Genomic DNA, 17,993 nt, shown 5'->3' with positions numbered 1-17,993 from the left:
GCGGCGGGTCGCCACCCGCTTCGACCGCAACATCAAGACCTTTATGGCCACAATCGCTATCGCAGCCATCGTCACCTGGTGGCTCTAATGAGTCCGGACCCTAACCACTTCTGGGTCGATCTCTTGCAGCCAGAATCCGGCGTCAGGTCACGTCACCGGGAACAGCTGCGGTGCCTATATCCGAATTCGAAGCTGGAGTGGTCGGCTGCCTTTGCAAAGAAGGCGTCGGAGAGCGGCTCTCAGAGGTCGCGTCCGCATTGAATAAGCGCATACCCACGCTTCAGAATGCCGTCCCCGTCTATCGCCGAGCGGTTCGCATTAGCGCTGCTCGCACTCTTTTCTCTCAAGACCCCAACCGACATATGGGGGGATTGTAGGGGTGAGTAGCAGGCATATCCTTGACCTTTCGAGCAACACTACATGCGTTGGCGGAAGTTCTGCCACTTCTGGAGGGTGGTGGAGGTCACTCAACGGGTCCTTCGATCACCACAGCGTCGACATCTTCCAAGGGGCCAATCACACCCTCGCTGTCGCGGTTCAGAGCTTAAAACGCGGTCGCTATGATGATCAGGATGAGCATGACTGCAATCGACCAGATAATCGGGCACTTACTTCCGTTCAGTAACATAGCTCCTTACCTTGATTTCTGAGCCTGTCGGGCGCCTGTTCGCGCGGCATTCTCGACCTCTCGCAACGCTACTGTTCGTTCCGAGCTTGGAGGTCAGAACCCTAGCCGCCGTGGTGGCCTCCCCCGCCGCCCCATCGCTGCTGAAGCTGGCGGTATTCCTGCGGCGTGATATTATCCGACCTTCCCCTCGGAGGCGTAAGCAAAGCGTAGCAACAAGTCCGAGGCTTTGACGCGCGGCACTCCGGGGATTCATGCTCGCGGCTCGACAATGCAGTCCCACCCGTAGCAGAACTTACGCTATCTCCTCCGCTGGGTAGCGACGGAAAGTTCCACACGCTGATCCTCGTCTTAATGCCATGAAGCTGCAACCCCGATCCTGATAGTGGAAGATGAGCTTCTGATCAGAGCGGCAGCAGCCGTCATGCTGGAAGGGGCAGGCTAAGAGACGGTCGATGTCGCTGATGCAGAGGAGGCGGAGCAAGTCCTGCGAGACCGAAATGCCATCCAGCTTCTTTTCACCGATCTCGATCTGCCGGGTGGCGATGGTTTGTTGCTGGCGGCGCGCACCTTTGCCGCATGGCCGGACATAAGTCTCGTGATCACCTCGGGTAAGCACCATTCGGGCGATGAAGAACTACCCGATCACGGTAACTTTCTGCTTGAACCATACTCCCCAAGCCAGTTGTTGAGCCTTGGCGCAGAGAAGCTGAAATGAGGGTGATCGAAACGGCTTTTTACGTCCAAACGGCAAATCTTGTAACGTTTGTGCCATTGGCAAAAATCGTCACAACCCGCTATTTGCGCGAACAGCCGCTCTCGAGATCGCGCAACGGTTCATCGGAAGGACCGACTGGGGGCGCTTTGCAGACCGGCAGTTTTTGGGCCTCTTGCTCACAGTCCGCTAACAATATGCGAGGGGTGGGAAGCTGACGTTTGCTGACATCCAGTCCCGAGCATTTGCTGTTCGATCGCTCGGCCGCGGCTATCACCACTGATCAATTTTCGTCGCATGCAGGCCAGGCGGCGAGAAGATGGGAGGCGAGCGTTCCCTACCTGGCGTCCCTCTTCTGGAGGAGATCAGTTATAGCTCGCGAAGACGCTGCGACCCTCAGGACCGAAGGCGATTACCTCGTAAGGCTGGCGATGGTCGCCGTGCTCCATGCCCGGAGAGCCCATCGGCATGCCGGCAACAGCCAGGCCGGTGACGTTTGCAGGCCGCTCGCGCAGCAGGCGCGCGATGTCTGCTTCGGGCACATGGCCTTCAATGACGTAACCATCGGCAATCATGGTATGGCATGAGCGCAGGTCAGCCGGCACGCCGCGCTCCGCCTTCACTTCCGCCATGTTCGGGTGATCGATCGCGGTCACCTCGTGCGTGTCTCCTTGCTCCACGTGCTGGGCCCAGTCGAGACAGCAACCGCAATTCGGGTCACGGTACATGGTGTAATTAGCGGCCTGCGCAGCGCAGGCGGACAGCGCAGTGCCCAGCACTAGCGATCCGGCCAGGGTGCGACGAAAAACGGCGGATCGGATTGCTGTGATCATACGAAAATCCTTGGCGCTCAGTTTACGGCCCGCCCGTCCGAAATAAGCTGGCCTGCTAGTTGAATGCGATGCGCTGCTCAGCTGCATTCCCGCTCGCGATAGCTCAGGAACCGGCGACGGCACGAACAATTTATTGCGGACGGCAGCGTTAATTCAGGTTGGTCATCGGCGATCGAACTCCCTCACCATCTAGGATGAATCCTTTCGGCTTCAAGAAGTAGTCGGAAGCACCGCGTAGTTGATCAGTGCCCTCCGATCCGCAACTTCAAACCTCCATGCAGGAGGAAACCCTTGAAGTACCTATCGTCGGCCGACCAATAATCTGAACGCTAATGCAGCCGTCTTCCCAACTCCATCCGCAATACCCTTCTCGGACCCAAATGCGGACATATCCGTAGTGTGAACGAAGGAGGAGAACAGATGGCAGAGCAGCAGGGCAAGCAGGAAAAAAGCGGACCTTACGGCCGCTTCATGGCGATGATCGCCACCAGTACGGTGGCGATGTTCTTCCTGATGTATGTGAACACCTACAGCGTCGACCATATCTTCTGGAGCGAGACCCGCTTCTGGATGGCCTTTGTCATGGGCGCCATGATGATGGTGATCATGCTTTCCTTCATGCTCGGCATGTACAAGAACCGGAAGAAGAATCTGATCATCTACGGCGTCGCGGTCGTGGTCTTCGCGCCCGCCTTGTGGCTGGTGCGCAGCCAGACGACGGTGACCGGCGTCGAATATATGAAGGCGATGATCCCGCACCACTCCATCGCGATCATGACCAGTGAACGCGCGCATATCCGCGACCCCCGCGTGCGCAAGCTGGCGCATGACATCATTCTCGCTCAGCGCCGCGAGATTGCGCAGATGAAATATCTGATCCAGGATATCGAGGAGAACGGCATCCGCAGTACCGAGCGTCTGCCCGAGGAGGTGACGCCATGATCGCCCGCGCAACCCTGCTTCTCGCGGCCGCGCTGTCGCTGTCTGCCTGCAACGAGAATACCGCGCTCGGCAACGACCGGGCAGCGCAGCTTCAACCCGCACCGACGCCAGCACCTGTCGAGCCTGTCGAGGCGGCGCTGGCCAATGTGTCGCCCGCCATCATCAAGCCGGAGACGATGAGCCTCGCCGATCTCGAGGCCCTTGGCGGCCGTGCCGGTCGCTGTGCAATGACGCTGACCGAAGTGGCCTATCCGTCCTTTTTGTTCCAGACCGGCGCTGCGGGCGTGATCAAGCTCAACGGCAAGCTCATCCCGCTACCCGAAGTGCGCGAGGGGCTGTACCAGGCCGGAGGGTTGACCGTGTCCATCAGCCTGCTGGACGAAGAAGGCAATGCTGGCAGCCAGGGCATGCAGATGATCGTCGTGCCGCCCGGTGCGGAGGACGAACTCGGCTATCATGGATACGTCCAGTGCTATGAAGGAGTGGAGGTGTGAGCCCCAAGGCCAAGGGCGTGCTGTTCGGCGCGGCCGGCGTGGTCCTCGGCCTGCTGCTGATCGCGCTGATCGTGGTGCTGACCGGCAGCTACAATGTCGCCGCGACCGATCGGCACAACCCCATCGTGGGCTGGGCGCTCACCACCGCGATGGAGAATTCGGTCGAGAGCCGCGCCGGTGACGTGATTGCACCGCCTGCATTCACTCCCGCCATGGTCGAGGCCGGGGCGGGCGCTTACAAGGGGATGTGCGCGCATTGCCACGGCGGCGTCGGCGACAGCCGCGCGATCTGGGCCAGGACCATGCGGCCCATTCCACCTCCGCTGGCCAGAGTGGCGCCTGAATGGAGCGCAGAGGAAGTCTTCTGGATCGTGAAGCACGGCGTGAAGATGAGCGGAATGCCAGCCTTTGGCCCCACGCATGAAGACCAGAGCCTCTGGGAGATCGCCGCTTTCGTCAAGCAACTGCCCGAGATGAGTGCCGCCGAATATGCCGCTTACGAAGACAGCCACGGCGGCGAGGGCCATAGCCACGGCGGCCAGGAAAGCGCAGGCGGCGGGCACGGCCACGGCGGGGAGGACGCTGGCAGCGGGCATTCGCATTGAGACGGCACCGAGCGTATCGAATGCTCCGTTTCATAAAATCTCATCCGATTTAGAGGATCAGAATGGATTGACCGACCTTTGTTCCCGGCCTGCTTGGCGTGCTATCTGCAATTCTCGATCGGATCTGGACGACGTTAGGGGTGAGCGGCGGCGACGGAAAAGAAAGCATGGCCCGCGCTGAAGGCGCTGACGGGTACCTGCGTCTGATGATTGTAGGCTGGCCTTCGCGGTACAAAGGCATTCGCAACGGCGACCGTCAGATCGTCGGCTTCATGATACACGAAGACTTCCTGGACCTGCATGTGCAGATACTCGGAGCCATGGATCATTCGATCCTGACCACGCATGATAGCAGAGTTGCCTTCATTCCAGCTGACGAGTTCGAGAAGCTCACCTCAGAGGGAGCGCGGCTCACTTTGGCGCTGTGATAAACGACGCTGGCGCGAGGCGGCTGGCTTCGAAGCGGAATACATGCACGTTTAGCCGCGTCAGGTTGCGACCAGCTAGAAAACTGCTGCACGCCCTTGATAGCAAAGTCTCGGGCCAGCCTTACATCAGAGGAGATGAATTCGGGTCAGAATGCCTTCGCCGCTAACGCAGTTGCCGGCACGGTGCCTGCAACAAAGGATTGGCAAGCGATCCTTACCAAGCCACCGGAGCCAAGACTTCGGGGATCGGCATGGACTTCTGGTTCTTGAGACCTCATTGCTTTCGTTGCTTCAGGCACGGAATGCATGTGGCGGTCCGCAAGCCGCAATCGTGCGCTACAATCTGGAGGCAGCGGGATGAGCGGGAGATCAGGGGAGAGATGACCGATCAAAGGTCCCAGTCTTCGGGTGAGTTCCTCCGCGCTCTTGGCAGGGCGTTCGCAGGCGCGATCCTCTTCGCCTTTCCCCTGCTCATGACGATGGAGATGTGGTGGCTGGCTTCTACATGGATCGCGATCGCCTGCTCCTGTTCCTCGTGTTCACGCTCATTCTGCTGTTTCCGCTCTCATACTTCGTGGGCTTCGAAAGAACCGGCGGATGGTTCGAGGATCTGCTCGATGCCATTGTAGCCCTTGGAGTGGGTGCGATTACCTCCGCAGCGATGTTGGCAGTCTTCGGGATCACCACGACGGCAATGCCTGCCGGCGAGATTATCGGAAAGATTGCTGTGCAGACCGTGCCCGCAAGTATCGGAGCAATCGTTGCACGAGGGCAGCTCGGTTCCCAGGATACCGGCACGGGGGTGAGACAAAAGCAAGCGGGGTATCCTGGCCAGCTCTTCATCATGCTGGCAGGCGCGGTGTTCCTGGCCTTCAATGTCGCACCGACGGAAGAGATGGTGCTGATCGCTTTCAAGATGACGCCCACGCACGCCATCGCGCTCATCTTGCTGTCGATCTTCGCGCTCCACGCCTTCGTCTATGCGCTGGGCTTCAGGGGGCGGAGGAGGTGCCGGAAGGCATGGACCTGCATTGGCTGGTCGTTAGCCGCAGCATCGCCGGCTACGGCATCGCGATTATCGTCAGCCTCTATGTACTCTGGACTTTTGGCCGCACGGACGAGGCATTGCTTTTCCAGATAGCGATGATGACATCCGTGCTCGGCTTTCCGGCCGCGTTGGGCGCAGCAGCGGCCCGGATCATCATTTAGGGGGCGCAGATGGCGCAGGACAAGCAGAAAGATCAGCAGAGTGAAAGGCCTGTGATCGAATGGATCGCGGGCGGAATAGGTTTGGTTCTGACGCTAGTGCTTCTCGGGTTTGTGGGCTGGCAGGCTGTTCGTTCACCCGAACAGACGGTTCCTGAGATCGATGTTCGGGTGACGAGCATATCGCCCGCCGGCGAAGGATTTCTCGTGGAGATCATCGCCTCCAACCATTCGGCGCAAACGGCAGCGGGTTTCCAGGTCGAAGGCGTGATTTCAGGAGCGGCGGGCAGTATCGAGAGAAGCAGCACGACATTCGATTATGTGCCCGGCCACTCGGAAGCGCGAGGCGGATTGTTCTTCAGTTCCAATCCGGCAAATGAAGGAATCGCGCTGCGCGCATTAGGTTACCATCAACCATAAGGATATGCTGAGCTGCGCCAGCCCGCTACTCTTACCAGCGGGTACAATTGGGCATGCTTCGTCTGCCGGAGACAAGTTGCGATTGGACTGACAGCACCTGCACAACCCATGACACAGCCCAAGCGCCTGTCTGATCGCCGCTACCGCCCTGACAGAATCGCCAACGCCGAACTGCGCTTCCGCTGAACCTGTCCGCGCTCAACGGCATCGCCTCTACTTGCCGGCGACCCATGCGTAGAGATGCAGAACGTTCTGCCGAAGTGGTGCACCACAAAAGCAGCTTGCATGAAGGGCGCTACAGATGTAGCACGCTACAAACGTAGCACTTGAGGTGATTCGTATGTTGACCAGCCTTCCCCCACGCGAGCGGCAAATCGTGGACGTACTCTACGAACTCGGGGCTTCCAGCGTCAACGAGATCGGCGAAGCTCTTCATGATGAAGTTTCGGGCTCTGCGATAAGGGCAATGCTTCAGCGACTTGAGCGAAAGGGCTTCGTCGAGCGCAAACAGGGCGAACGCGGCTTCCTGTATTCGCCCGCAGTTCCTGAAAGGGTGGCGCGCAAATCGGCGCTCAGCCAGGTGGTGAAAGTTTTCTTCAACGGATCCCCCGGCAGTGCCGCAGCGGCTCTGCTGGGGATGCAGGACGAATTGAACGAGAACGAACTCGACGAGCTTGAAAGGCTGATCGCCGACGCACGGCAGGGGAGGAAGCCATGATGCTTTCGGCTTCGGTGCTTGGAACCCTCGCGATCAAGTCACTTGCAGTTGCCGGCTTCGCGCTGTGCCTGCTACGCCTGGCGAGAAGGCGCACTCCGGCGGAGCGGTCCGTGATTGCGCATCTGGGTCTGTTAACGCTCCTCATGCTGCCACTCGCCTCCCTTGCGTTGCCGCAATGGGCGCCGTTTCCTTCGGCAGCTTTCGCCACCGACGCAGGGGCCGCCGCTCAGCTGCCGACTGCGATACAACTCACCGGAACGCCCGCAGCGCTGCCGCCGCCGCCGCCGGAGCCTGCGACGATTTGGCCGGACATCGGCGAGCTTGCGCTTTGGATTTACGCCATTCCGCTCCTGCTCATGCTGCTGATGATGAGTGTCGCGGTCCTGCGGCTGTTCGCGATGGGGCGCCGGGCGGAGGTGCTCGTCGATGCCTCGTGGCTTTCCGCGCTGGCGCAGGCGCAGCGCCGCATGGGCTTCAAACACGGTACGGCGCTCCTCGTCAGCGACGAATTGCGCTCGCCCGTCAGCTGGGGCGTGCTGCGTCCGACGATCCTGCTCGACCCCCGGGCGGTTGCAACCGCCAGCGACGCCGAGGCGATCATCGCCCATGAACTGGCGCATGTGGCGCGGCTCGACTGGGCCAAGCTCCTGCTGGGGCGGCTCACCTGCGCGCTGTTCTGGTTCAACCCCTTCGTCTGGCTGCTTGCGCGTGAAAGCCATCAACTGCGCGAGGAGGCGGCGGACGACAGCGTGCTTATGACCGATATCGCCGGGGCCGATTATGCCGCGCTGCTCGTCAATGCGGCGCGCCATGACAATAGCGCGGTCCTGATCGCGGCACATGGCGTCGCTCCGGCCGGGAACTCGCTTCGTCGGCGGATCACACGGGCTCTCGACGGGCAGGCGCAACGTGGGCCGGCAGGCGCCGCCTGGGGTGCGCTTTGCCTGCTCGTCGGCCTCGCTATCGCCGGTCCTGTCGCGGCTTTCTCGACCATTTCTGCCGACGAACCCTACGAAGGGATTGTCTTTGCCGCCGCTCTCCCGATTACGGCAAACGCATTGGCTCCGCGCGCCATCGACGCTGGCAAGGGAAAGGCGCCTGAAGAGGAAGCACCTTTGCTTACCCCTGAGGATCTCGTCAGCATGCGGGCGGTCGGCGTCACGGCCGAAACGCTCGTGTCCATGCGAAACGAGAGGGCCCGGCCGGACGAGATCATCGCAGCGCATGCGACAGGCACGGACGCAAGCTACGTGGCCGAAATGCGCGGTATATTTGGCGACGTCGATGTGGACGAATTGATCGGTGCGGACGCGGTGGGCGTCGATGCATCCTATGCTCGTGCGATGCGGTCCGCATTGCCCGCTGCGGGACTGGACGAGATTATCGGAGCACGTGCGATCGGGATATCTCCGCAATATGTCCGGTCGATGCGCAGCATGTTCCCGCGCATCGAGATCGACGAAATTACCGGGCTGCGAGCCCTCGGGGTCACGGCGGCGGATGTGCGCGCACTGGGCCGCGGTGGCGGGGATGCGATTACGCCCGACGAGGTGATGGCGCTCCACGCGGTGGGTGCTGTCCGCTCGCCTGCTCCGCCTCGCTTCTTGCCGCAGCCACCTGCCGTCAGCGCCAGACTCGGGAACGCGATAGCCACGGTGGGGCCAAACGGAGTAGCCACGGCGCGACAAGGTGACGGCACGAGTGCGGCGATCAGTTCCAGCAAGCCACCCGGGCCGCCGCGCGACAACTGACGCTCGCCACCGCCGAATTCCCATACCGACGTTTTGATACCGCCTCCGGCGAACCCCTTCGCTCGTCCGGAGCATGCGGAAGCGGAAAGGACCTCATGATGAAAAACGCACTTTTCTCCGCCGCCTTTGCTGCCGTGCTCGTCGCCGGGCAGGCCATCGATGCCAGGCCTTCGCAAGAGCACGTCTCGTCACCTGCGCTCGGGTTGGAAGGCATCGCCTGGACCGCTTCTCGCGATGAGGAAGGGCCCGGAATGCCGCGCCTGCGACTGGCTTACGAGAATTCCAGCAACGAATTTACCCTGAACGCCACTGAAAGCGGTTTCGGCGAGGCACGCCGCAACCTGGCAGCATCGGGAGGCCAGGTGGATTTCGCAATCCAACGCGATGCAGGCACGCTTGACTGTTCCGGAAGGCTTCGCGCGGCGTTTCATGGACGCGGCGCCTGCGTCTTCAACGCCGATCCCGGCTTCGTGAACAAGCTCGATGCCCTGAACATCGGATGGCGAGGCGACGACCTTCTCGCCATGGCTCTTGTCGATGCGGATGAAGCACTGGTCGATGGACTGGCGCGTGCAGGCATCGCGCTGCGCAATGCGGACGAAGTGATTGCTGCCGCGGCGCTGGATCTTTCGCCCGAATATCTCGGAGAGTTGAAACGGGCAGGGCTGCCCTGGCTGACCATCGAGGATGCAGTGGCCTGCCGCGCCATCGGGGTCGATGGTACCTTCGTGCGGGGCCTCGTGGAGGCTGGGTATCGCCCGAGCGTACAGCAGGCGATCGCGATGAAAGCGGTAGGGGTGACGCCGGAATATGCGCGAAACATGAACAGAGCTGTACGGGGACAGGGACAATGAAGAAATTGCACGGCATCGCGTTGCTGGCACTGGCAGGCGCAAGCCCCGCCTCTGCGCAGGATGAACCCGAAACGGGCAATGCACCGCTGCCGGATCCGCAGGTAGTCGGCGTCCCCGCGTCGCCGCTGGTCGGGCAGGTCTACACGCCTGCGGATTTTGCCCGCTATGCACCCCGCAACGCGCTGGATATGCTCGCCCAGGTGCCGGGCTTCTCCATTCGCAACAGCGAACAGTTGCGCGGCCTGGGACAGGCATCGGGCAATGTGCTGTTTAACGGCCAGCGCCCCTCGACCAAGAGCGATGATCTCGCCACTCTGCTGACCCGGATTCCGGCAGGCAACGTCACTCGGATCGAGATCCTCGACGGCGCATCGCTCGATCTTCCGGGCCTGTCCGGCCAGGTCGCAAATATCGTGTACGAGGCTGACCAGCTTATCGGCCAGTTCTCATGGCGGCCGCAGGTCCGCGCGCATTACGCCGACCCCCTGCTGACCCGCGGCGATGTCTCGGTGAGCGGAAGCAGCGGGGACGTGGAGTATGAAATCGGCCTCAACAATGACGATGCCGGGCGGAGCGCAGCCGGCGGCGGAACGCTGCTCTACGATGGCCTCGGCACGATCATCGAAACACGCGACGATGTCTGGACCTCTGCTTACGATTCACCGAAGCTGTCGGGCAAATTGGCCTGGGACGGGCCGGGCACCAGCATCGGCAATCTTAGTGGCCATTATCAGCGGATATACAGCCGCTACAGCGAGGATGGCGACCGCCTCGTGCCCGGCTTGCCCGACCAGTTCCGCACGGTCCGCGAAAAGAACGATACGTGGAATTACGAGCTTGGAGCCGATTATGAATTCGCCCTCGGTCCCGGCAGGCTGAAGACGATCGGATTGCGCCGCTTCAGCCACGAACCCTATCTGCAGGAGGTTGTGGTCGCTTTTGCCGACGGATCGCCCGCGATCGGCGACCGCTTCACGCAGACCGGCGATCTTGCCGAGACGATCGGTCGCGGGGAATATAGCTGGAAGATGCTGGGCGGCGACTGGCAAATCTCGGGCGAGGCCGCCTATAATACGCTCGACAATGTCGCGGGGCTGTTCACCCTCGATCCTGCCGGCGAATTCGTGCCCTTGCCCTTTCCGGGTGGAACCGGCGGGGTGAGCGAGGATCGCTATGAAGGCCTGGTTAGCTATGGCCGCAAACTCGGCTCCACACTTTCGCTGCAAGTGGTAGCAGGCGCGGAGAAATCGACAATCACGCAGAGCGGGTCCGACGGACTGACACGCGCGTTCCTGCGGCCCAAAGGTTCGCTATCGCTGGCATGGCAGCCCAGCAGCGATCTCGACGTGGCTCTCAAGCTGCGCCGGCGGGTGCTGCAACTGTCCTTCTACGACTTCCTGGCACGCGCCTTCCTCAACGATGATAACGAAAATGCGGGGAACAGCGATCTGCGGCCGCAGCAGGACTGGAGCTTCGAGGGTGAGGCAAACAAGAAATTCGGCGCCTGGGGCTCCACGCAGCTGCGGTTGATCTATCGGGATGTCGAGGATTTCGTCGACATCATTCCGGTCGGAAGCGGCGAGGCGGTAGGCAATATCGACAAATCCTGGGCCGCGGCAGTCGTCTGGAACAACACGATCAATCTCGATCCTGCCGGGATCAGGGGCATGCGGCTGGAAACCGGCTTCGTCTTTCAGAAGTCGGAATTGCGCGATCCCTTCACCGGCGAACTGCGCCAGTGGAGCGGCTTCACCGACACGCAAATAGAAGCTAGCCTGCGGCACGACATCCCGGACACCGACTGGGCATGGGGTGCCGAAGCGAACTATTCGCACAACCAGCCGCGCTACCGCAGCAACTCCGTCGACCGGATATGGGAAGGCCCGACATTCGCATCCGTTTTCGTGGAGCACAAGGATGTCTTCGGCCTCACCGTTCGCGCGCAGGCGGGCAACATCTTCAATGCCCGCTCACGCCGCTTCCGCAGCGTCTATTCGGGTCTGCGTGGAGAGTCGCCGGTGCTGTACATCGAAGACCGGGACCGGTTGATCGGGCCGATCCTGTCATTTTCGGTGCGGGGCAATTTCTAGGGGTTTACGGATTTTCGTCTTCGGAACTGCCTGACGGATTGCAGGTTCTTGAATGAGGAGACAGTCCATGCGGTTCGCTCTGATCATTCCGTGCATGCTGGTCGCCAGCTTGGCCGCTGCGAAAGGGGCGGGTTCGGCAAATGCTCCTGAATGGATCGCGGGGTATCCAATGCCGCCCACCAGCAGCCCGGCAGCAGACCACCCTTCCGGCACATCGGTTGCCCCTGAAACGGAGGCGAACGCTTGTCGCGATCGAATCCATAATGTCCGCCAGGAGCGAGGGCTACGCAGGCTGGAGCGCGAAGATGGTGCTCCTAAATCATATTTGATCAAGGCGGTCGATCAGCGCATCGATGGCTGCTCCGTCATGGTGATGCACCACGACATGAATGATGTGCGCCCGCTGCCGGACGTACAATCGCTTCCTGTCCGCCTGATCCCGATCCGCTGATGCAAATCTGGTCCAAATCCCGATTGCTCATCCGGTAGTCCGACCTGTCGCAAGTTCTCCTCTATGCAAAGGGTTTTGATCAACTTGCGCCCTTCCGGTCCCTACGGTTTTCGAATTTGCAAGCCATCAGTCCGGCTCAGAAAGCCTGAAGGGCGACGCAAGCCGTTCGACGAGTGCCGCATTCCTGTCGACTAGCGGCCTGTTCAAGATCAGCCCATCTTTGCATAAGCAGAGATCGTAGGGGGGATGATCAAATGCTCGAACTGGTCGGCGTGAGCCACGTCTATCCGAATGGAACGCAAGCGCTCGATGATGTGAGCTTGTCGATACCCAAGGGCATGTTCGGCCTGCTCGGGCCAAATGGCGCAGGCAAGTCTACCATGATGCGCACTATCGCAACCCTGCAGGCGCCGACTTCGGGCAGCATCAGGTTCGGCGAACTCGATGTACTTGCCCGGTCCAGCCTGCTGCGTGAAAAGCTTGGTTATCTGCCGCAGGATTTCGGCGTTTACCCGCGCGTTTCCGCATATCAGATGCTGGATCACATGGCCGTGCTGAAGGGCATCACCTGCAAGGGCGAGCGAAAGGCTGTCGTCGAGACCCTGCTTGATGAAACCAATCTATGGGCGGTTCGCAGTAAGGCCGTTGCCGGATTCTCGGGCGGCATGCGTCAGCGGTTCGGCATCGCCCAGGCACTGATCGGCAATCCGGAACTGATTATCGTCGACGAGCCGACCGCCGGCCTCGATCCGGAGGAGCGCAATCGCTTTCTCAACCTCCTGGCCGGGATCGGCGAGAACGTGGTCGTGATCCTGTCGACGCATATCGTGGACGATGTCGCCGACCTTTGTCCGCGAATGGCCGTTCTCGCGAATGGCCGGGTCCAGCTGGAAGGCGTGCCGCGCGATCTGATCGGATCGACACATGGACGGGTATGGCAGAAAACGATCAATCATGACGAGCTTGAACGCTTCAAGGCGTCGCACGTGGTAATCTCGCATCGTTTCTACGCCGGTCGCATCATCGTGCACGTGCTGAGCGACGAGCATCCCGCCGGTTTCGAACCGGTCCAGGCTGGTCTGGAGGATGTCTATTTCGCCACCCTGGCGAATGCACGCCGCCCTGCAATGCCCGCCGCGGCCTGAGGAAGACGATGTTCGCTCGCATCGCCGCCTTCGAACTTCGCTACCAGCTGAAGAACCCTGTGTTCTGGGTTTCGGCCGCCATATTTTTCCTGCTCGGTTTCGGCCTGACAGCCAGCGAAAACGTGAGCATCGGAACACCCGGATCGGTTCATGAGAATTCGCCATATGCGATTGCCAACGCGGTGGCGCTGCTCTCGCTTTTCTACCTGTTCGTCATCACCTCCTTCGTCGCCAATGCCGTGGTGCGCGATGATAGCACGGGCTTCGCGCCGATACTTCGGGCGACCGCGACGACCAGAGGCCAGTTTCTTTGTGGACGCTTTTTGGGCAGCTTCCTGATTGCACTGCTGGGCTATGTCGCGGTCCCGCTCGGCATGGGCATCGGTGCGAGCATGCCGTGGGTCGATCCCGAAAACCTGGGGGCGGGCGGCATGGCGGCTTACCTCTGGCCGTTCCTCGTCATCGCGTTGCCGAATATTCTCTTGTCGTCAGCGTTCCTGTTCATGCTGGCGACGATGACCCGCTCCATGCTCGCAGCATATATCGGTGTGCTGGTCTTCGTGATGGGCTACCTGCTCGTCGTCGGGACCTTCGCCGATTTGCCGCAATATCAGGAGATGGTCGCCCGCTTCGAACCCATGGCGGTGGGCGCGATCGGGGAAGCCACACGCTACTGGACCGCTGCGGAAATGAACAATCGCCTGCTTCCACTTGGCGGGCTTCTGCTGTTCAATCGCCTGTTCGTCCTGGCGCTGAGCGGGCTCTTCTTCGCAGCAACCTGGCGCACCTTCAGCATGACCGAGCGCGCCCCCTCTCGGCGCCGGTTGCGCAAATTGGCGCGAGCTGATCGCGCGCCCGATCACGCGCCCGATCACGCGCAGGGCAAGGCAGATGCCGTTGTTCCGGCAATTGGCGGCAGGGCAATCGAGCCGACACGTGGTCCGCAGGTGATCAGGGCGCAACTGTTACTGCGCCTGAAGATCGAGATTCTTCAGGTGGTGAAGAGCCCGGGTCTGATCGTGCTGCTTCTGCTCGCTCTGCTGTTCACCACCACCACGCTGTGGTTTTCCGAAACGCTTTACGGAACACCTTCCTATCCGCTCACTGCCAATGTGGTTACCGCCGTGATCAATGGCATGGGCCTGTTCACCATCATCATCGCTGTTTTCTATGGCGGCGAGCTGGTCTGGCGCGAACGCGACACGCGGATAAACGAAATCGTTGACAGCACGGCCACGCCGGGTTGGGTCATCTTTCTGCCAAAGCTCGCCGCTATCTATGCCGTGCTTCTTGTGCTTGCCGGGGCAGGCATGCTCGCCGGCGTCGTTTACCAGCTGATGACAGGAGCCGAACAGCTCGCGATCGGCAGCTATCTCGCCTGGTATGTGTTTCCGCAAAGCATCGATCTTCTGCTGATCGCGATACTCGCCGTGTTCATGCAGGTGGTCAGCCCCAACAAATACATTGGTTGGGGTCTGATGCTGGTATGGTTCGTCAGCCGCATATTCCTAACGAATATGGGCTTCACGAACATGCTCTACCTCTATGCCGCAGGTCCGGCCGAGCCGCTCAGCGACATGAACGGGGCCGGGCATTTCTGGATCGGGGCGAGGTGGGCGCGGCTGTACTGGCTTTGCTTCGGTGTTCTGCTGCTGCTTATTGCTCACCTGATCTGGCCGCGTGGAACGGTTGTTGCCTTGCGTCCACGTCTGGCCGGAATGAGCAACCGGCTCACAGTGGTGAGTGCCAGCGTCGCCGTGCTGGCAATCGCGGGCATGATGGGGAGCGGGCTGGTGATCAACCGCAACATCAACAGCCTGAACATGTACCGCACCGCCGATGAGGTGGAGCGGCAGACGGCAGAATACGAGCGACGATTCCTTAAGTACGAATCCCTTCCGCGGCCCGTCGTTACGGATGTCGCGCTCGACATCGACCTTTTTCCGGAAGAGCGGCGGATGGAAGTCAAGGGGCGCTACGATTTACGGAACGAGACGAACAGCCCCATCCGGCAGGTTCACCTGCGGCAGGGGGATGTCACTGTCGACTTTGAGCGCATGGCTCTCTCTGGCGCTGATCTCACCTCTCATGACAAGACGCACCAATATCGCATTTACACTTTCGACAAGCCGCTGATGCCTGGCGAAACCGCTCAACTCGATTTTCAATCGACCACTTGGCGGCAAGGGTTTCAAAACGGCGCACCGGATACGGATCTGGTGCAGAACGGCAGCTTCGTTAACAATTTCACCTTCGCGCCCATCGTCGGCATGGATCGCAGATCGCTGTTAAGCGACCGGACGCAGCGCCGCCGCCAGGGTCTGCCGGACGAACTCAGGCCGGCCAGACTGGAAGACCGCACGGCACAGCAACGCAATTATATCGGCACCGACTGGGTGAACTCGCGCATCACCCTCAGCACCGCGGCTGATCAGGTGCCCATCGCGCCGGGCAACAGGGTGTCGGAAGTGACCCGCAACGGACGCCGCACGGCGACATTCGTCAGCCCGGCGCCAATTCACAATTTCTTCTCGGTTCAATCAGCAGATTACGCCTTGGCGGAACGGGAACACGAGGGAGTTCGCCTCACGGTCTATCACGATCCCGATCATGCCTGGAATGCGCCAAAGATGCTTGATGCCATGGAAGCATCGCTCGATTATTATCGCGACAACTTCGGACCCTACCAGTTCGATTATGCACGCATAATCGAATTTCCCGGCTACAGCAGCTTCGCCCAGGCCTTCGCGGGCACGATGCCTTATTCCGAAAGCATCGGCTTTGCCGCTGATGTTCGTGACCCTGAAACCATCGATTACGTCTCATACGTCACCGCGCATGAACTAGGCCATCAATACTGGGCGCATCAGGTGGTTGGCGGAAATATGCAGGGAGGTACCCTGACCTCGGAAACATTGGCCCAATATTCCGCGCTGATGGTGATGAAGAAGCTGTATGGTCCCGACCAGATCCGCCGGTTCCTCAAATATGAACTCGACAGCTACCTTGGGCAGCGCAAGGGCGAGGTGGTCGAAGAGCTACCGCTCGTGCGCGTGGAAGACCAAGGGTATATCCATTACCGCAAAGGCTCGCTCGTCATGTATCTGCTGCAGGAGCGGCTGGGCGAGGCTTCGGTCAACCGTGCCCTGGCTCGCTTCCTCGACCGCTACCGCTTCAAGGGAGCGCCCTATCACCGCTCGACCGATCTGATCGCCGAGTTCCGGAAGGAAGCGCGCACGCCTGCGCAGCAGGCGCTGATCACCGATCTGTTCGAGCGGATCACGATCTACGATCTGAAAGCTTCCGAGGCGACCACATCGCGCAACAGTAACGGCAACTGGACTACGATTGTGAATATAACAGCGCAGAAGTTTTACGCCGATGGCAAGGGCACGGAAGCAGCCGCGCCCCTGGCCGAGGCCATTGAAATCGGCCTGTTCAAACAGCGGCCTGGCGACGAAGCCTTCGCCAAATCAGATGTGATCGGTATCAGACGAAGAACGCTACGGACAGGTGAACAGCAGGTAATTCTTACATCCCGTGAGAAGCCTGCATTCGCGGGAGTCGATCCTTACAACTACTACATAGACAGGAATTCAGACGACAATCTCGTCGCCGTGGACTGAAGCTTAAGCCGCCCTCTACCGTTCTTCATCGATATCGCTCCCGAGTTTCCGCAGGTAGCCCTTCTTCGCATCATCTGATTCACTGGCTTCGGGTCAGATAATGCCCTTTCATGAGATCCGTGTTATTGATGCTTACAGTCTCGGCGCAATGGAATTGGATTCCAGCAAGGCAGGAGATCGAAGATGCTGTTGACTGCCCTTTACACATTGGCGATCCTGGCGGTGTCCCTGTCCAGTGCAAACGCCCAGGACCTTGAGCAGGAGAAGAAGCCTGCGGTCGGATCTGAAGGCCTGTCAATCATGTCTGATGAGCCGCTTGCGCCCGATGCGGAGGCCGCGAGCGAAGATCCTTCGCCTATGATCGTCGTGACCGGTGCTGCGGCGGAAAGTCGCGAAGTCGTCGTCGGTTCACGCATCCCGCGACGGGCCACCTTCAACGACGGCGTTGTTGCGACATCCACCGGAACACGCGGGCTTACTCCCGGCAGCGGGATGGATCAGGCATCGGGCAAGTTCCGCATCCGCCGTACAGAGACCTGCATCTCGGACAACCCCGCCATATCGAACCGCGACGCCTGCCTGCTCGTTGAAGCGCAGGACGCCTTGACTGGTGGAGACGAGGGAACGGCGAAAAACCTGCTGCTGGCGATTGCGAGTGATGAAGGCGGCATCCCCGCGACGCGCCTTGCCGCTGCCGAGCTGCTATATTCCATCGCAGACAGGATGGAGCCTGCCTCCACCACGTCGCGCGATGCTGACGGGCGTGAACAGGCGCTTCTGCTGATGCTGCAAAGCGGTGCCATGCCCCGCCAGGACGATCTGAGAGCAAGGAGGGCACTGGTCGCTCTGGCATTGTCGGATGGGCGCAATGATCTCGCGCAGGTCAGGCTGGTGGACATCGTCGAACGTGACCCAGACGATGCACGCAGCATGGCCAATCTGGCGATCCTGCAGAGGCATACCGCTCCTGCGCAGGCCCGGTCCCTGATGGCGATGGCCATTGCAGCTGCCGAGCGAAACGGCGCACCGGTGCCGGACGGTTGGCGTAGTTTCGTCGCCGGAGATTAAGGCCGAACAATTTTCGTGTCCG

At 60.5% G+C, this 17,993-nt stretch carries 14 protein-coding genes and 1 pseudogene; 14 read left to right on the top strand and 1 reads right to left on the bottom strand.

What is annotated here, in order from left to right:
- Nucleotides 1-1,705: 1,705 nt before the first annotated feature.
- Nucleotides 1,706-2,173 carry a DUF411 domain-containing protein gene (locus tag G7A66_RS09050; RefSeq protein WP_174295372.1) on the bottom strand — a complete coding sequence of 156 codons (468 nt, stop codon included), beginning with the start codon at nucleotides 2,171-2,173 and terminating at the stop codon, nucleotides 1,706-1,708.
- A 420-nt stretch (nucleotides 2,174-2,593) separates the two neighbouring features.
- Here G7A66_RS09050 and G7A66_RS09045 point away from each other — a divergent pair, with 420 nt between their 5' ends.
- From G7A66_RS09045 to G7A66_RS08980, 14 genes and pseudogenes are all read left to right on the top strand, one after another.
- Nucleotides 2,594-3,115 carry a DUF305 domain-containing protein gene (locus G7A66_RS09045; RefSeq protein ID WP_232366773.1) on the top strand — a complete coding sequence of 174 codons (522 nt, stop codon included), beginning with the start codon at nucleotides 2,594-2,596 and terminating at the stop codon, nucleotides 3,113-3,115.
- Nucleotides 3,112-3,609 (top strand): DUF6692 family protein, encoded by a 498-nt coding sequence (locus G7A66_RS09040; protein WP_174295371.1) that lies wholly within the window; start codon nucleotides 3,112-3,114, stop codon nucleotides 3,607-3,609. Before G7A66_RS09045 ends, G7A66_RS09040 begins: the two co-directional genes overlap by 4 nt.
- The gene (locus G7A66_RS14495; RefSeq protein ID WP_174295370.1) at nucleotides 3,606-4,214 is read left to right on the top strand and encodes a c-type cytochrome; all 609 of its coding nucleotides are present in this window, start codon (nucleotides 3,606-3,608) and stop codon (nucleotides 4,212-4,214) included. Before G7A66_RS09040 ends, G7A66_RS14495 begins: the two co-directional genes overlap by 4 nt.
- Before the next feature lie 140 nt (nucleotides 4,215-4,354).
- On the top strand, nucleotides 4,355-4,642 hold the full coding sequence (locus G7A66_RS09030; protein ID WP_206675148.1) for a hypothetical protein: 288 nt from the start codon (nucleotides 4,355-4,357) through the stop codon (nucleotides 4,640-4,642).
- 251 nt (nucleotides 4,643-4,893) lie between these two features.
- Nucleotides 4,894-5,851: pseudogene (locus G7A66_RS14235) on the top strand (TIGR02587 family membrane protein).
- 9 nt (nucleotides 5,852-5,860) lie between these two features.
- A complete protein-coding gene (locus G7A66_RS09020; RefSeq protein WP_174295368.1) occupies nucleotides 5,861-6,268 on the top strand; it encodes a hypothetical protein in 408 nt (135 codons plus the stop codon).
- 340 nt (nucleotides 6,269-6,608) lie between these two features.
- A complete protein-coding gene (locus G7A66_RS09015; RefSeq protein WP_174295367.1) occupies nucleotides 6,609-6,986 on the top strand; it encodes a BlaI/MecI/CopY family transcriptional regulator in 378 nt (125 codons plus the stop codon).
- Nucleotides 6,983-8,737 carry a M56 family metallopeptidase gene (locus G7A66_RS09010; protein ID WP_174295366.1) on the top strand — a complete coding sequence of 585 codons (1,755 nt, stop codon included), beginning with the start codon at nucleotides 6,983-6,985 and terminating at the stop codon, nucleotides 8,735-8,737. The genes G7A66_RS09015 and G7A66_RS09010 overlap by 4 nt, the downstream gene beginning before the upstream one ends.
- Nucleotides 8,738-8,835: 98 nt before the next feature.
- Nucleotides 8,836-9,591, top strand: coding sequence for a hypothetical protein (locus G7A66_RS09005; protein ID WP_174295365.1), 756 nt, complete (start codon nucleotides 8,836-8,838; stop codon nucleotides 9,589-9,591).
- Nucleotides 9,588-11,681, top strand: coding sequence for a TonB-dependent receptor plug domain-containing protein (locus G7A66_RS09000; protein ID WP_174295364.1), 2,094 nt, complete (start codon nucleotides 9,588-9,590; stop codon nucleotides 11,679-11,681). The genes G7A66_RS09005 and G7A66_RS09000 overlap by 4 nt, the downstream gene beginning before the upstream one ends.
- A 67-nt stretch (nucleotides 11,682-11,748) precedes the next feature.
- Nucleotides 11,749-12,132, top strand: a complete 384-nt coding sequence (locus G7A66_RS08995; RefSeq protein WP_174295363.1) for a hypothetical protein — start codon at nucleotides 11,749-11,751, stop codon at nucleotides 12,130-12,132.
- A 254-nt stretch (nucleotides 12,133-12,386) separates the two neighbouring features.
- Nucleotides 12,387-13,277 (top strand): ABC transporter ATP-binding protein, encoded by an 891-nt coding sequence (locus G7A66_RS08990; protein WP_174295362.1) that lies wholly within the window; start codon nucleotides 12,387-12,389, stop codon nucleotides 13,275-13,277.
- 8 nt (nucleotides 13,278-13,285) lie between these two features.
- Nucleotides 13,286-16,903, top strand: coding sequence for an ABC transporter permease/M1 family aminopeptidase (locus G7A66_RS08985; RefSeq protein ID WP_174295361.1), 3,618 nt, complete (start codon nucleotides 13,286-13,288; stop codon nucleotides 16,901-16,903).
- Between the two features lie 183 nt (nucleotides 16,904-17,086).
- Nucleotides 17,087-17,971: a hypothetical protein gene (locus G7A66_RS08980; RefSeq protein WP_174295360.1), complete on the top strand. Its 885-nt coding sequence runs from the start codon at nucleotides 17,087-17,089 to the stop codon at nucleotides 17,969-17,971.
- Nucleotides 17,972-17,993: the final 22 nt, after the last annotated feature.

The sequence above is a fragment of the Alteripontixanthobacter muriae genome (assembly GCF_013336795.1).
Lineage (GTDB): Bacteria > Pseudomonadota > Alphaproteobacteria > Sphingomonadales > Sphingomonadaceae > Pseudopontixanthobacter > Pseudopontixanthobacter muriae.
The sequence above is the reverse complement of the archived record's forward strand: the minus strand, read 5'-3'. Positions and strand labels throughout refer to the sequence as shown.

Coding starts and splice junctions, on each gene's coding strand:
- G7A66_RS09050 (WP_174295372.1), bottom strand. CDS start 2,173: ATGATCACAGCAATCCGATCCGCCGTTTTTCGTCGCACCCTGGCCGGA.
- G7A66_RS09005 (WP_174295365.1), top strand. CDS start 8,836: ATGAAAAACGCACTTTTCTCCGCCGCCTTTGCTGCCGTGCTCGTCGCC.
- G7A66_RS08995 (WP_174295363.1), top strand. CDS start 11,749: ATGCGGTTCGCTCTGATCATTCCGTGCATGCTGGTCGCCAGCTTGGCC.
- G7A66_RS08990 (WP_174295362.1), top strand. CDS start 12,387: ATGCTCGAACTGGTCGGCGTGAGCCACGTCTATCCGAATGGAACGCAA.
- G7A66_RS09010 (WP_174295366.1), top strand. CDS start 6,983: ATGATGCTTTCGGCTTCGGTGCTTGGAACCCTCGCGATCAAGTCACTT.
- G7A66_RS09040 (WP_174295371.1), top strand. CDS start 3,112: ATGATCGCCCGCGCAACCCTGCTTCTCGCGGCCGCGCTGTCGCTGTCT.
- G7A66_RS08980 (WP_174295360.1), top strand. CDS start 17,087: ATGCTGTTGACTGCCCTTTACACATTGGCGATCCTGGCGGTGTCCCTG.
- G7A66_RS09000 (WP_174295364.1), top strand. CDS start 9,588: ATGAAGAAATTGCACGGCATCGCGTTGCTGGCACTGGCAGGCGCAAGC.
- G7A66_RS09015 (WP_174295367.1), top strand. CDS start 6,609: ATGTTGACCAGCCTTCCCCCACGCGAGCGGCAAATCGTGGACGTACTC.
- G7A66_RS09020 (WP_174295368.1), top strand. CDS start 5,861: ATGGCGCAGGACAAGCAGAAAGATCAGCAGAGTGAAAGGCCTGTGATC.
- G7A66_RS08985 (WP_174295361.1), top strand. CDS start 13,286: ATGTTCGCTCGCATCGCCGCCTTCGAACTTCGCTACCAGCTGAAGAAC.
- G7A66_RS09045 (WP_232366773.1), top strand. CDS start 2,594: ATGGCAGAGCAGCAGGGCAAGCAGGAAAAAAGCGGACCTTACGGCCGC.